This is a genomic window from Pantoea sp. Mb-10, assembly GCF_021272205.1.
Taxonomy (GTDB): domain Bacteria; phylum Pseudomonadota; class Gammaproteobacteria; order Enterobacterales; family Enterobacteriaceae; genus Pantoea.
This window is the reverse complement of the sequence record NZ_JAJSDX010000003.1, coordinates 552514-566692: the sequence shown is the minus strand read 5'-3', so window position 1 is coordinate 566692 and position 14179 is coordinate 552514. Positions and strand designations below refer to the sequence as shown.

The following is a 14179-nucleotide window of genomic DNA, read 5'->3' as shown; positions in this document are numbered from 1 at the left end:
AGAAACGATGACTCTGAATCTGGTAAGTGAGCAGTTACTAGCTGCGAACAGTATTAATCAGCAGGACCTTTTTTCCCTGTTAGGGCAGCTCTCAGAACGTCGTCTGGATTATGCCGATCTCTATTTCCAGTCCAGCTTCCATGAATCCTGGGTGTTGGAAGATAAAATCATTAAAGACGGTTCCTGGCATATCGATCAGGGCGTGGGCGTGCGGGCCATTAGCGGTGAAAAAACCGGCTTTGCCTATGCCGATCAAATCACGCTTAACGCCCTTCGCCAGTCGTCTGAAGCGGCGCGCAGCATTGTGCGTGAACAAGGTGACGGCAAAGCGCACACGCTCTCTGCGGTGGTGAACCGGGCGCTCTACGCGCCAATTAACCCGCTCGACAGCCTGACGCGCGAAGATAAAATCGCGCTGCTCCACCGTGTCGATAGCGTGGCGCGTGCTGCCGATCCGCGCGTACAGGAAGTGAATGCCAGCCTCACCGGCGTGTATGAGCAAGTGCTGGTCGCTGCCACCGATGGCACGCTGGCGGCGGATATTCGCCCGTTGGTGCGTCTCTCAATCAGCGTTCAGGTCGAAGATCAGGGCAAGCGCGAGCGTGGTGCCAGCGGCGGCGGTGCCCGTACCGGCTACGCCTTCTTCCTCGAGGATGAGAACGGCGACGTGCGCGCTGACGCGTGGGCGCGCGAAGCGGTCCGTCTGGCGCTGGTTAACCTCGCAGCGGTTGAGGCACCTGCCGGGACGCTGCCCGTGGTCCTGGGCGCAGGATGGCCGGGCGTGCTGCTGCATGAAGCGGTGGGTCACGGCCTCGAAGGCGATTTCAACCGCCGTGAAACGTCGGTCTTCAGCGGTAAAATGGGGCAGCAAGTGGCGTCGTCGCTCTGCACCGTGGTCGATGACGGCACCATTGAAGGATTGCGCGGTTCTCTGGCGGTAGACGACGAAGGCGTGCCGGGCCAGTACAACGTACTGATTGAAAACGGTGTCCTTAAAGGCTATATGCAAGACAAGCTGAATGCGCGCCTGATGGGCGTACCGCCAACCGGCAACGGGCGACGTGAATCCTACGCCCACCTGCCGATGCCGCGCATGACCAACACCTACATGCTGGCCGGTCACTCTACGCCGCAGGAGATCATTGAAAGCGTGGAGTACGGCATTTACGCACCGAACTTTGGCGGCGGCCAGGTGGACATCACCTCCGGTAAGTTCGTGTTCTCAACGTCAGAAGCCTATCTCATCGAGAACGGCAAGGTCACGAAGCCGGTGAAAGGTGCGACGCTCATCGGCTCTGGCATTGAAGCGATGCAGCAGATCTCCATGGTAGGGAATGACCTTGCGCTGGATAAAGGCGTAGGCGTCTGCGGCAAAGAAGGACAGAGCGTGCCGGTCGGCGTAGGACAGCCCACGCTGAAACTGGACAAAATCACGGTAGGCGGCACCGCCTAACGGGTTTCTCACCAAGGCGGCCTCTGGGCCGCCTTTACGATCGGTGCTGTTGATACTGCTGCGTGACCTGATTGAAATAGTCCGTTAGCGCATTAATGCACACCTGCACTTTCAGCGGCAGCTTATCTTTTTCCGTATACAGCGCATACACCGGGCGCGGTTCAGAGTGGTAGCGGGAAAACAGAATATCGATCTCACCCGCGTTGATCTCATCAATGACCCACATCAACGGCACGTAGGCGATGCCGCAGCCGGCTTTGAGCCAGCGAATCAGCGTTTGTGAATCGTTGGTGACGAAGCGGCCCTGCGGCGTTAACCGCGTCACCGCGCCTTCTGGCGCCACCAGCTCAAAGGTATTATCCGGCCGCACGCTGTATTCCAGCCAGGAAAGATTGTCGATTTCGCCCGGCTTCTCCGGCGTGCCGTGCTGCGCCAGATAGTGCCTGGCGGCGCATACCACCATCGGCATGGCACCAAGACGGCGTGAAAACAGACTGGAGTCTTGCAGCGCGCCTACGCGCACCACCAAATCTAATCCGTTGGCGATGAGATCCGGGGCCGGGCTGCCGGTCACCAGGTTCACGCTGAGGCCCGGATACTCGCGCAGCATGTCGCTGGTCATCGCCGCCAGCACGTTCTGCGCCATGGTGGAGGAACAGCCAATGCGCAGCACGCCAATCGGCGTATTGTTAAAGGCATAGAGCTGCTCGTGCACCTGTGAGGCCTCCGCCAGCATGCGACGGCAGCCCTGGTAATAAATTTTACCTGCCTCCGTCAGGCCGAGGCTGCGCGTGCTGCGGTTCAACAGTTTGACCTGTAGCTCATCTTCCAGTTTGGCCACAATCTGGCTAATCGACGACACGCTAAGATGAAGCTGGCGGGCAGCGGCGGTAAATGAGCCCAATTCAACCACTTTGGCGAAGACGGACATGCCTTTTAGTCGTTCCATTGTTTACTCTGGCTAAAAAGTGATTTAGGTCACATTATGTAGAAAACGTATAGTCAAGCGCGTTATTATACGCCCGCTGTGTTTGCGGGTTGCACCCCAACGCGGCAGCGTTTGCCCGATGATACGCTATGATTAGCGCAATACGGCCTGAATGTTGCCCGCTGTTTCTTTATATCCCCTGATTTTTATCCTACGCGACCACGACGCGGGGCAGGTTTCTGTGCAATCCGGCAAGGTCGAACTAAGGAACCGAAATGAGTGTGCTGCCGGTATTTGTCGTATTCGGGCTATCTTTTCCGCCCATTTTCATTGAATTGCTGGTGTCACTGGCCTTGTTCTGGCTGGTGAAACGCGTGCTGACGCCCAGCGGCATCTATGATGTGGTATGGCATCCCGCCCTGTTTAACACCGCACTCTATTGCTGCGTGTTCTACCTTGTCTCCTGTTTATTCGTCTGAGGTTTTTAAGTGAAAGCGCTTATAAAAAAAATCGCGCGTTACGCGATTACGCTCCTGCTGGTTGTCATCGCCGTGGTGATCATTTTCCGCGCTTGGGTGTTTTACACCGAATCGCCCTGGACGCGCGATGCGAGATTCTCGGCCGATGTGGTAGCGATCTCGCCAGATGTCACCGGCCTGATCACCGATGTGCCGGTGCATGACAATCAGCTGGTGAAAAAAGGCGACACGCTGTTTGTGGTTGATCGTCCACGCTACCAGAAAGCGCTGGATCAGGCTGAGGCTGACGTCGCCTACTACCAAGCGCTGGTAAGCGAGAAGCGCCGGGAAGCCGCGCGCCGCAACCAGCTGGGCACCAGCGCGATGTCGCGCGAAGCCATTGAACAGGCGAACAACGATCTGCAAACCAGCGAGCACCAGCTGGCGAAATCGATCGCCACGCGCGATCTCGCGGTAATCGATCTGGACCGTACGACCATCAAAGCGCCGTCCGACGGCTGGGTCACTAACCTCAATGTGTATGAGGGGGAATTTATCACCCGCGGTTCGGTGGCGGTGGCGCTGGTACAGCAGCACTCGTTCTACGTGCTGGCCTACATGGAAGAGACCAAGCTGAACGGCGTACGTCCTGGCTTCCGCGCGGAAATCACGCCGCTGGGCAGCAATACCGTGCTGCGCGGCACCGTGGATAGCGTCGCGGCGGGCGTGACCAACAGCAGCAGCAGTGTTGACAGCAAAGGCATGGCCACCGTTGACTCCAATCTGGAGTGGGTGCGTTTGGCGCAGCGCGTGCCGGTGCGCATTCGGCTTGACGTGCAGCCGGGTAATCGCTTCCCGGCGGGCACCACGGCTACCGTGGTGATCACCGGGCAAAACGATCGTAAAACGCAGGCGTCGCCGATGGCACAGTTCTTTAACCGCCTGCGAGAGTTCGGTTAAGCGGAGGCGCTATGATTGAGTTTTTACGCTTTCCGGTAAAGCTCACCTTTGCGCTGGTCGCGGCGCTGATGATTGGCTTTCACCTGAATCTGGAAACGCCGCGCTGGGCCGTGATGACCGCCGGTATCGTCGCCGGCGGCACCGCCTTTGCGGCGGGTGGCGATCCCTACTCTGGCGCGCTGCGCTATCGCGGCATTCTGCGCATCATCGGTACGTTTATCGGCTGTATTGCCGCGCTGACCATCATGATTGCCACCGTGCGCGCGCCGGTGGTGATGCTGCTGCTCTGCTGCTTGTGGGCGGGTGCCTGCGTCTGGCTCTCTTCGCTTATCCGCGTTGAAAATTCCTATGCGCTAGGCCTGGCGGGCTATACCGCGCTGATCATTGTGGTGACGGCCGATGCCACCGGCGGTTTAACGCTGGCGCCGCAGTTTGCGGTGGAGCGCTGCAGCGAAATTGTGCTGGGCATCCTCTGCGCCATCCTGGCCGATATGCTGTTCTCCCCGCGCTCCATCAAAAAAGTCATTGACGCTGAAGTGGAGGCCCTGCTGGTGGCTCACTACAAGCTACTGCAGCTGTGCGTCGCGCACGACAATAAAGACGAGGTGGATAAAGCCTGGAGCGCGCTGGTGCGGCGCACCACGGCGCTAAACGGCATGCGTAGCCAGCTGATGATGGAGTCGTCGCGCTGGCAAAACACCAGCCGCCGTTTGCAGATGCTGAATACGCTGTCGCTGACGCTGATCACGCAGGCGGCGGAGACCTTTTTGATTCAAAATTCCCGTCCCGACTACATTCCTTCTCAGTACCGGTTGCTGATCGAGAAAGAGGCCAACAGCGCCCACGATGTCCACAAGCGCATGAAGGTGATGCGACGTCTGATTGCCGCCACCAGCAAAACGGCGCCGATGACGGTGGCAAGCTGGGTGGGCGCGGCGACCGAGTACCTGCTGCTGATCAAGGGCGTGCGCAGCAATAGCCGCATTACCGCGCTGGAGGAGCGGATCCTGCAACGCGAAGTGGTGATCCAGGCCCGTTCGGCGGAAACGCACCATGCGATGATCAACGGCATTCGCACCTTTGTCGCTACCGCGCTGGGATCGCTGTTTTGGCTTTACACCGGCTGGGCGTCGGGCAGCGGCTGTATGGTAATGCTGGCGGTGATCACCGCGCTGGCGATGCGTATGCCGAATCCGATCATGATGGCCAAAGATTTCTTCTACGGCATGGCGTTTGCCGTGCCGCTGGGCATGCTCTATTTCATGGTCATCTTACCTGCCACCCAGCAAAGTGCGCTGCTGCTCTGCATTGCTGTGGGGGCGCTGGGTTTTGTCGGCGGTATTTTCGTCCAGCGCCGTCAGATTGGCACCCTGGGCGCGCTTATCGGTACCATCAACGTGCTGGTGCTGGATAACCCGATGCAGTTTGAATTTCACGTGTTCCTGGATAATGCCCTTGGTCAGTGGATTGGCAGCTTTGTCGCCATGATGGTGATTCTGCTGATTCGCGATAAATCGCGCGCGCGCACCGGGCGTAAGCTGTTAAACCGCTTTATGTATGCCGCCGTCGCCGGGTTAACCACCAACCAGGCGCGCCGTCGGGAAAACCATCTGCCGGCGCTGTACCAGCAGTTGTTTCTGCTGTTAAACCTGTTCCCCGGCGACATTGATAAGTACCGCATCGCATTGACGCTGATTATCGGGCATCAGCGCCTGCGCCGCGCTGAAGTACCGGTAAACGCCGACCTCTCTGCCTACCACCGCCAGCTACGCGCCACGGCCGACCAGGTGATTTCGGCCAGCAGCGATGAGAAGCGCCGCGCGTACTTTGAGCAGCTGCTGAGAGAGCTGGAAATCTATCAGGAAAAACTGCATCACTACGCGGCACCGGAGAGCGTGATCGAGCCGGTTAAGCGGCTCACGATGATGCTGGATAAGTACCAGAACACGCTCATCCAAATCTGAAAAAGGCCGCTGTGGTACGCAGCGGCTTTTTTGTTTGCCCCGCTTAAGCAAGCCGGCGGATATTGGCATCTATACTTTTCTGGCAGGTTTTACACTGACAGGAGAAAACTGATGTCCACCTCGTTGCAGCAGCACCCCCTTTTCAAAACCGGTTACTTCGTCGCGGGCCAGTGGCAGCGCGCCAGCGCGACCTTTGATGTCATTAACCCAGCCACGCAGGCTGTGCTGGCTCAGGTGGCGAAAGCCGGGAAAGCGGAAACCGAGCAGGCGATCGCGGCCGCGCAGCGGGCCTTTCCGGCCTGGCGTGAAAAAACCGCCAAACAGCGCGCCGATATCCTTCACCGCTGGTATCAGCTGATCATCGACAACAAAAGCTGGCTGGGTGCCCTAATGACCGCAGAGCAGGGCAAACCGCTGAAGGAAGCTGAGGGAGAAGTCGAATACGCGGCCAGCTTCATCCAGTGGTTTGCCGAGCAGGCGCGTCGCGCCAACGGTGAAATTATTCCCCCTGCCAAGCCGGGATCGCGCATTCTGGCCACCCGGGAGCCGGTGGGCGTCGTGGCCGCGATTACCCCGTGGAACTTCCCGATGGCGATGCTCACTCGCAAGCTCGGCCCGGCGCTGGCTGCGGGCTGTACCGGCATCATCAAGCCCGCCAATAATACGCCGCTTAGCGCCTTTGCGCTGGTTGCACTGGCGCAAGAAGCAGGCGTGCCGGACGGTGTGCTAAACGCCGTGGCGGGTGACACACACGCCATCAGCGACGCCATTATGGCCAGCCCCGCGGTGCGTAAAATCTCTTTTACGGGCTCGACGGCGGTGGGAAAAACCTTGATGCGCAATGCGGCGGAGACCATGAAAAAAGTGTCCATGGAGCTAGGCGGCAACGCGCCCTATATCGTGTTCGAGGATGCCGATCTTGATGCGGCGGTGCAGGGCGCCGTTGCCAATAAGTTCCGCAATGCCGGGCAGGTGTGCGTGAGCGTCAACCGCTTCTTTATCCACAGTTCACTCTACGATCGTTTTGTTGATCAGCTGGCGGAGGCGGTCAGCAAGCTCAAAGTTGGCAACGGGATGGAAGAGGGCGTTGTCGTGGGGCCGCTGATCGAACCTTCCGCGCTAGAAAAAGTGGAAGAGCATGTGCAGGATGCCGTCAGCAAAGGCGGCAAGATCTTAACCGGCGGTGAGCGTCACGCGCTGGGCGGTAACTTCTGGCAGCCGACGGTCATCCGCGATGCCAATGAAAATATGAAGCTGGCGCAGGATGAAACTTTTGGTCCCGTTGCAGCCTGTTTCCGCTTTGATAGCGAAGCGGAGGTGATTGAGCGCGCCAATGCCACGGAATATGGCCTTGCCGCTTACTTTTATACCCAAGACCTGGCGCGCGTGTTCCGCGTCTCGGCGGCGCTGGAGGCGGGTATGATCGGCATCAACGAGTGTGCGGTGTCCACAGAGGTCGCGCCGTTTGGGGGGATCAAGGCATCGGGCTTAGGCCGCGAGGGATCGGTACTGGGCATGGAAGAGTATATGGAGGTAAAAGCGTTACACATCGGTGGGCTGGGCTAAGCGAACGCGGAAACCAAGCGCCGTGCACGGTGGAATACGCTTGCGCTTCTTCCGTGCAGTAAAAGTCGCGCAGTAAAAAAGGAGCGGGATAAGCCGCTCCTTTTTTCATTTGTATCAGCCCTAAAAAGGGCCCCGCCAGGCGGGGCCAAAGGGTTCGTCAGGGGTGACGAGGAATTACTTATACAGTTCTGCAGTGACGTGGTAGCTGTCACCGGTGTTCGCTTCCACCACGCGATAGGCGCTGGCACCCTGCGCGTCAGCTTTTTGTGACAGCTGGGCGCGGTAATCAATCGGTGCGCCGCCGGAACCGCTGATGGTAATGATGCTGCCAGTAGGTTGCAGAGTTTGCGCCTGTTCGTTAGTGACCAGCTGTGCCGCAGAGGCACCGAAGGCAAACAGTGAAAGAAGGCTTGCGGCTGCGAGAGTTGTTTTGATTTTCATCTTGAATCTCCACGTTTCAATCAACAACCTGCGGCAAACATCATTGGGGCGGGTCGTCGATTTTGATCAGACGCGGCAGGCGCCTGAGACGTTAAAAAGGTTGATTATTTGTACAGTTCAGCCGTGACGTGCCAGGCATCGTCGCGGTTACTTTCGATAATGCGATAGTGGCCCGCACCCTGCGCGTCCGCTTTCTGTGACAGCTCAGCGCGTACGTTTTGCTGGTCGCCATCGATACCGCTCAGGCTGATGGTTTGATTCAACGGCTGCAGGTTCATCTGCGCAGCCTGCTGGTTAGAAACCTGCGTAGCAGCGCTGGCACCAAAAGAAAGCAATGAAGCCAGCCCCACTGCGGCAATCGCGAATGTCTTTTTCATGATTTACTCTCCAGGGATGATATCTGGCAACCTGGGAGGCAAACGCCTCTCAAATCGGTCGCCGTTACGTCGCTTCTTACTGGTGGTGCTTACTTGTACAGCTGCGCGGTAGCGTGATAGCTGTCACCGGTGTTGGCTTCAATCACACGGTAGGCGCTTGCACCTTGCTGTTCCGCTTTTGCGTTCAGTTGCTGGCGGATATCCATTGGGGAGCCACCCACGCCGCTGACGCTAACGGTGCCCACGGATTGCAGATTCATTGCCTGTTCGGCGTTGATAGATTCTGCTGCGACTGCACCAAATGACAGGGCAGAGAGAAGGCTTACGGCAGCGATAGTAGTTTTAATGTTCATGGTATTAATCCTCGTCATCTATTTTTATCTTCGAATGAAGTGTGATTTGAATCACGAAAAGAAGTATAGATCTAATTACGCATGAAATTAATATCTGCCTAATAATGATTAGTTGTTATCCTTTATCCTTATGACACTTTTTAAGAACTAACGGTTATAAAAACCGGGTATTTCTTAACCATTGGGTGATTTTTGTGCTTAAAAACAATGATCTGGGTCAAATTATCTTTTTGTGCGAAAGATCGTGGTTAATCTGACTGGCTGAAATGCCACAAAACGTTAAAGCAGCCGAATGGCATCTTAAAAGTAGTGGAAAATATCGTGCGATATAGCATAAGGCAAAAGGTCATACCATTAGATCAGGTGATGACGCGGGCAGATAAAAGGGAAGAGGAGCGGAAATGGCCGTGGTGCGGGCGAGCGTAGCGCTAACCGGCAGCGGCGGGCCGGTTAGCGAAAGGGGATTTACAGCTCTTGTTCAAACAACACCAGGATCGCGTCATAAAGCTGTTTTACGGAGAAAGTGCGTGCTGGCGTGATGAAAATGGTGTCATCGCCCGCGATAGTGCCGAGGATACCTTCTGCCTTGCCCAGCGAATCCAGCAACCGCGCAATCAGCTGCGCTGCGCCCGGACTGGTGTGAATCACCACCAGCGCATCGTTATAATCAATATCCAGTACCAGATTCTTCAGCGGGCTGGTGGTCGTGGGTACGCCCAACTCCGCAGGCAAGCAGTAGACCATCTCCATCTTGGCGTTGCGCGTGCGCACCGCGCCAAATTTGGTCAGCATGCGCGACACTTTGGACTGATTGATATTTTCGAAGCCATCCTCTTGCAAGGCCTGCACAATTTCGCCCTGAGAGCTGAATTTTTCTTCTTTTAGTAAGGCCTTGAACGCCTTAATCAGATCGTCTTGTTTCGATGGGTTACGCATAAGTTACCAATATAGAATGGACGCTGCGGGCAACAATCCCACAGCCGATAAATTATTATGCATTTATATGAATTTTTATGCAATGAGTGGCGGGCAGTGGTGCGCCGTCATTCTGCGGGACGCGCATCATAACAGAGTTTTAAAGCAGGCCAAAATCGCGGGGTAGCGCGCAAAGCGAAGGTTGCGAAGTTGTTATAGTATTGATGTGGTAACAAGAAAATCGACGATCAAAGCCGTCCATAGTCTGTTGGCTGCGATGGAATCATTCAGGCGACTTCTGAAGTGGAGAGGTCTCGGGAGCCGATTGCGGCGTCATGTTATTGCGCGACAGACCCGTCGCGATCGCCTGAGAAGTTGATTAAACTCGTAACCTTATGGATTTCGGCATTTCTCTGCCCCACCTTAATAAGGAGTTCAGGATGAAAGTTGCCGTTCTTGGTGCAGCCGGTGGTATCGGCCAGGCACTCGCACTACTGCTCAAAACGCAATTACCCGCAGGTTCCTCACTTTCGCTCTATGACATCGCCCCGGTTACGCCAGGCGTTGCGGTGGATCTCAGCCATATTCCCACGGCGGTAAAAGTGGAAGGGTTTAGCGGTGAAGATGCGACCCCCGCGCTGCACGGCGCCGACGTGGTGCTTATCTCTGCGGGCGTGGCGCGTAAGCCCGGCATGGATCGTGCCGATCTGTTTAACGTTAATGCCGGCATCGTGCGCAATTTGATCGAGCAAGTTGCCAGCACGGCACCTAAAGCGTTAATTGGCGTGATCACCAACCCCGTTAATACCACGGTTGCTATCGCGGCTGAAGTGCTGAAAAAGGCTGGCGTCTATGACAAAGACCGCCTGTTCGGCGTTTCAACGCTGGACGTGATCCGCGCGAATACCTTTGTTGCCGAACTGAAAGGAAAATCTCCCACCGACATTGAAGTGCCGGTGGTTGGCGGGCACTCCGGCGTCACGATCCTGCCGCTACTGTCGCAGGTAAAAGGCGTCAGCTTCAGCGAGCAGGAGGTTGCTGATCTTACCAAGCGCATCCAAAATGCCGGCACCGAAGTGGTGGAGGCCAAAGCCGGTGGCGGATCGGCAACGCTGTCGATGGGCCAGGCCGCTGCGCGTTTTGGTCTGTCACTGATTCGCGCGCTGCAGGGTGAAGCGAACGTCGTGGAGTGTGCTTACGTGGAAGGTGACGGCGAATACGCGCGCTTTTTCTCACAGCCTTTGCTGCTGGGGAAAAACGGTATCGCAGAGCGTCGTCCTCTCGGCCCACTTAGCACGTTTGAGCAGCAGGCCTTAGACGGCATGCTGGAGACGCTGAAAAAAGATATCGCGCAAGGTGAGGCGTTTGTGAAGTAACCCAACCCGCGGTAAAAAAATGCCCGGCGCGTGCCGGGCATTGTTGTTTATAAACCGCCGGATTTGAAGGTTTGGCTGGCCGGTGATCCGTTTGAGGCGGGCGTTTTACGCCCCAGCGTTTCCATGCGCACCTGGAACGGCGGGAAGGGCATTTCAATGCCGCGCTCTTCAAAGCCGCGTAGGATCAGCTGATGCAGCTCATGGCGCAGCGGCATGCGATGGCCCATTTCAGCGGCGTGAACGCGCAGCTCAAACAGCTGAATACCCTGCTGCAAATCCACCAGAAAGACATCGGGGGCCGGGACGTCCAGTACGTAGGTACAGCGATCGGCTGCCTGTTTCAGCAACGTCGTGACCGCTTCACTGTCGACGCGCGCGGGGGCAGGGATCGTCAGCACCACGCGCGTGACCGAATCCGACAGCGACCAGTTAACAAACTGCTCGGTAATAAATGCCTTATTCGGCACAATGATCTCTTTGCGATCCCAATCGGTAATGGTGGTTGCGCGGGTATTGATGCGCGTAATGCTGCCGGTGAGATCGCGGATGGTCACGGTATCGCCAATGCGAATGGGTTTTTCAAACAAAATAATCAGGCCGGAGATAAAGTTCGCGAAAATCTCCTGCATCCCGAAGCCCAGCCCCAGGCCCAGCGCGGCCACCAGCCACTGCAGTTTCGACCACTCGACGCCAATAATCGAAAACCCAATCAGCCCGCCGATAAACATCAGCGCGTATTTGGTCAGCGTGGTAATGGCATAGCCAGTGCCGGGAGTCAGGCTGAGATGCTGTAATATCGCCAGCTCAAGCAGCGCGGGCATATTGCGCACCAGCTGGGTGGTGATAATGAACACCAGAATCGCAATCAGCACCGCGCCCAGCGTAATCGACTGCACGCTCTCCACGCCCTGCACGGTGGTGCTGGCATCCCACAGCGGAATGTTATCGAGGAAACTAAAGGCCGAATGAATTTCCGACCACAGCACGATCACCGAGACCAGCGCGATCAGCGTGAGAATCGAGCGCACCAGGCGCAGCGACTGCGCGCTGATCTCATCTAAATCGATAATCGGCTCTTCCACTTCAATGGTGTCGGCATTGCCCGGCGTCTGCTGCTCTTTCTCTTCTTCGCTGCGCGCGCGATTCGCCAGCATATCGGCACGACGCTGGCGGGCACGATCGAAGGCGATGCGGCGTCGCTGGATCAGCATCCAGCGACGCACCACGTGGTAAATAACCAATAAAAAGAACCAAATCCCCACGGAGGTTTCCAGGCGCGCTAATAAAGCCTGCGCCGTCGCGAGATAGCCGATGCACGACGCCAGCGCCGCCAGCAGCGGAATCGCCACCATCAGGTTCCAGAGAATACGGTTGACCAGATTTTCCCCGTTACCCTCTTTGTCCAGATAGAGCGGGATACCCGCACGTTTCAGGCTCACGGTGACAATGCTCAGCGCGCCGCAAATCAGAATAAAACAGAGACGGCCGAGCGTGCCGGAAAATTGCGGATCGTCAAGGTTGGCAAAGGCAATCAGCAGCATAATCAGCGGCACGATCAGGCCAACGGTCAGCGAGTAATAACGCATGGCGCGCGCCACGCGCGATTGCGGCCAGCGGAAATGCACCACAAACAGGCCATCAGGGCGGGCAAAGGCGGCGCTGATCATAAACGCCCACAGCAGCGGCAACGTCGCGGTGATGCCATCACCAATCGCTACCGCAAAAGGATAAGGCCAGGCATGCTGCAGGCCGAAGCCCAGCGTGGCCCACAGCACGGGCAGCGGCACCGCCACCAAAATCGACCAGAATACGGTGCGCACCGTCAGGCTAAAGCGATCCTGGGTGACTTTGCCTACGCGGCTGGCGGCGCGCGCCATAAAGGCGTTGTAGTGCCGTCGCGTACTAATACTGAAGCCCACGAGGATAATCGCGGCGATCACGGGCAGCACGGTTTCGCGGTTGGTAAACATCATGGCAAGGGCTTTGCCCAACTGACCCAGCGTATCCAGCGACAGCAACCGCGAGAGATCGGCAGCAACGTCAAGCGGATACTTGAGATCCAGCGGGCTGACATCCGCTGTCCAGAAGAGGTAGCGGTGGGTCGCCTCTTTGACTTCGCCTAGCGCATCCTGCAACTGCGTGTTGGAAACTTTAAGCTTGGTGATCTCCAGAATCAGCGTGTCGCAGCCGGAGATCAGCGAGTTGAGCAGTTCACGCTGGGTTTTAAGTTGCGCATCAAGAATACGGCTCTGCTCACTGCTTAACGGCGCGCCATCGGCCTGTTTTTGCTTGCGCAGATCGCGCTGGCGCTCCAGCAAATCTTCATAGTGCAGACGCTGCACGCGCAGCTCACCCATTTCGCTATCAATCTGCTGCGATTTTGGCATCTCAGGCAGGCGCGCCACCTGTGCACGCAGGGCTTCCCCTAACAGATTCGACGCGCCTAGCCACTGCGACTGTTCGCGCAGGGTGCTCAGCGCCTGGCGCACCTGCAGAATTTGGTTGGTGGCGAGGCGCTGCTGCGACGCCACCAGATCCATACGCTGCGCCTGCTGATTTAACGCGGCGGAGAGATCGCGGTTAACGCGAAACTGATCGCTGATGGCGCTCGGCAGATCAACGCTGTTCTCAGCGAGCTGCTCCGTCCGCTCTAACGCAATTTCCGCCTCCCGCTGGCGTTGGTTATTCAACTGATTACGCAGCGCCTGCAAATAGTTATCCAGCTGGGTGAGCTTTCGCTGGTGGACTTCGGCGCGCATGCGCGCCAGCTCCTGACGGTTATTCGCTGAGAGCTGCGCCAGTTCTAACTCATCTACCCGCGCTTTGTTGGCGGCGCTTTCGGCCTGGCGCGCGTAAATTTGCGCCTGTGCCAGCGGTGTTGCCGCGGCGGATGAGCCTTGGGCGCGGCGATCGCTTTCGGTCATGGCGCGACGCGCCTCAGTTTGCTGCTGAGGCAGCTGCGACAGGGAATCGCTGATCTCGCGGGCGCGATCCTGCTCCTGCTGCGCCTGACGGCCTTCCTCCAGCAGCTGACTGCTCACCTGCAAGATCTCTTGATCCAGCTCGGCGCTGCTCATATTGCTGCGCACCGGCTTGCTGGTGTCGGTCAGCGCGGCAATCTGCTGACGCAGTTCACGCGCCAGGCGCGGAAAATCATCAATAACCTGCTGATACTGTTTCGCTCTTTCCAGCGCTTCGTCGCGCTCGTTAAGAAAGTTGAGGGCGGCTTCCAGCGCCTGGACCTGCTCCGTCTGCGAGGGCGAGTTTTTCGCGGACTTAGCGGCATCCAGCTCTTGTTGAATTTGGCTGGCGGCGGGAACGGTGGCGGCAAAAACAGCGCTGCTGAGCACCAGGCTCAGCAGCAGAGAGAGAAGAACACGCACGGGAG

Annotated in this window: 12 protein-coding genes; 6 read left to right on the top strand and 6 right to left on the bottom strand. The window is 57.3% G+C overall.

Annotated features, from left to right (window positions below; genetic code table 11):
* Positions 1-7: 7 nt before the first annotated feature.
* Entirely contained in the window at positions 8-1453 is a 1446-nt protein-coding gene (gene tldD / locus LU196_RS08700; RefSeq protein ID WP_232758280.1) for a metalloprotease TldD, read from the top strand.
* Positions 1454-1487: 34 nt separating this feature from the next.
* Here tldD and aaeR read toward each other — a convergent pair whose 3' ends face one another.
* Positions 1488-2402, bottom strand: coding sequence for an HTH-type transcriptional activator AaeR (aaeR, locus tag LU196_RS08695; protein ID WP_232758281.1), 915 nt, complete (start codon positions 2400-2402; stop codon positions 1488-1490).
* Between the two features lie 254 nt (positions 2403-2656).
* Here aaeR and aaeX point away from each other — a divergent pair, with 254 nt between their 5' ends.
* The 4 genes from aaeX (at position 2657) to LU196_RS08675 (ending at position 7329) form a co-directional block, all read left to right on the top strand.
* Entirely contained in the window at positions 2657-2860 is a 204-nt protein-coding gene (gene aaeX, locus LU196_RS08690; protein WP_232758282.1) for a p-hydroxybenzoic acid efflux pump operon protein AaeX, read from the top strand.
* 9 nt (positions 2861-2869) lie between these two features.
* Positions 2870-3799 carry a p-hydroxybenzoic acid efflux pump subunit AaeA gene (gene aaeA, locus LU196_RS08685; RefSeq protein WP_232758283.1) on the top strand — a complete coding sequence of 310 codons (930 nt, stop codon included), beginning with the start codon at positions 2870-2872 and terminating at the stop codon, positions 3797-3799.
* A gap of 11 nt (positions 3800-3810) precedes the next feature.
* The gene (gene aaeB, locus LU196_RS08680) at positions 3811-5763 is read left to right on the top strand and encodes a p-hydroxybenzoic acid efflux pump subunit AaeB (RefSeq protein WP_232758284.1); all 1953 of its coding nucleotides are present in this window, start codon (positions 3811-3813) and stop codon (positions 5761-5763) included.
* Positions 5764-5874: 111 nt separating this feature from the next.
* A complete protein-coding gene (locus tag LU196_RS08675; protein WP_232758285.1) occupies positions 5875-7329 on the top strand; it encodes an NAD-dependent succinate-semialdehyde dehydrogenase in 1455 nt (484 codons plus the stop codon).
* 174 nt (positions 7330-7503) lie between these two features.
* Here LU196_RS08675 and yhcN (LU196_RS08670) read toward each other — a convergent pair whose 3' ends face one another.
* The 4 genes from yhcN (LU196_RS08670) to argR all read right to left on the bottom strand — a co-directional run bounded on the left by yhcN (LU196_RS08670) (position 7504) and on the right by argR (position 9436).
* Positions 7504-7770, bottom strand: a complete 267-nt coding sequence (gene yhcN / locus LU196_RS08670) for a peroxide/acid stress response protein YhcN (protein WP_232758286.1) — start codon at positions 7768-7770, stop codon at positions 7504-7506.
* A 104-nt stretch (positions 7771-7874) separates the two neighbouring features.
* Entirely contained in the window at positions 7875-8147 is a 273-nt protein-coding gene (locus LU196_RS08665; RefSeq protein WP_232758287.1) for a YdgH/BhsA/McbA-like domain containing protein, read from the bottom strand.
* Between the two features lie 89 nt (positions 8148-8236).
* Positions 8237-8500, bottom strand: coding sequence for a peroxide/acid stress response protein YhcN (yhcN, locus tag LU196_RS08660; protein WP_232758288.1), 264 nt, complete (start codon positions 8498-8500; stop codon positions 8237-8239).
* 465 nt (positions 8501-8965) lie between these two features.
* Positions 8966-9436, bottom strand: a complete 471-nt coding sequence (gene argR, locus LU196_RS08655) for a transcriptional regulator ArgR (RefSeq protein WP_008101964.1) — start codon at positions 9434-9436, stop codon at positions 8966-8968.
* A gap of 419 nt (positions 9437-9855) precedes the next feature.
* Between argR and mdh the strand changes: the two genes are divergently transcribed.
* The gene (mdh, locus tag LU196_RS08650) at positions 9856-10791 is read left to right on the top strand and encodes a malate dehydrogenase (protein ID WP_232758289.1); all 936 of its coding nucleotides are present in this window, start codon (positions 9856-9858) and stop codon (positions 10789-10791) included.
* Between the two features lie 47 nt (positions 10792-10838).
* On the opposite strand, the gene mscM is transcribed toward mdh, so the two are convergent.
* Complete coding sequence (gene mscM / locus LU196_RS08645; protein ID WP_232758290.1) at positions 10839-14174, bottom strand: miniconductance mechanosensitive channel MscM; 3336 nt, start codon at positions 14172-14174, stop codon at positions 10839-10841.
* Positions 14175-14179: the final 5 nt, after the last annotated feature.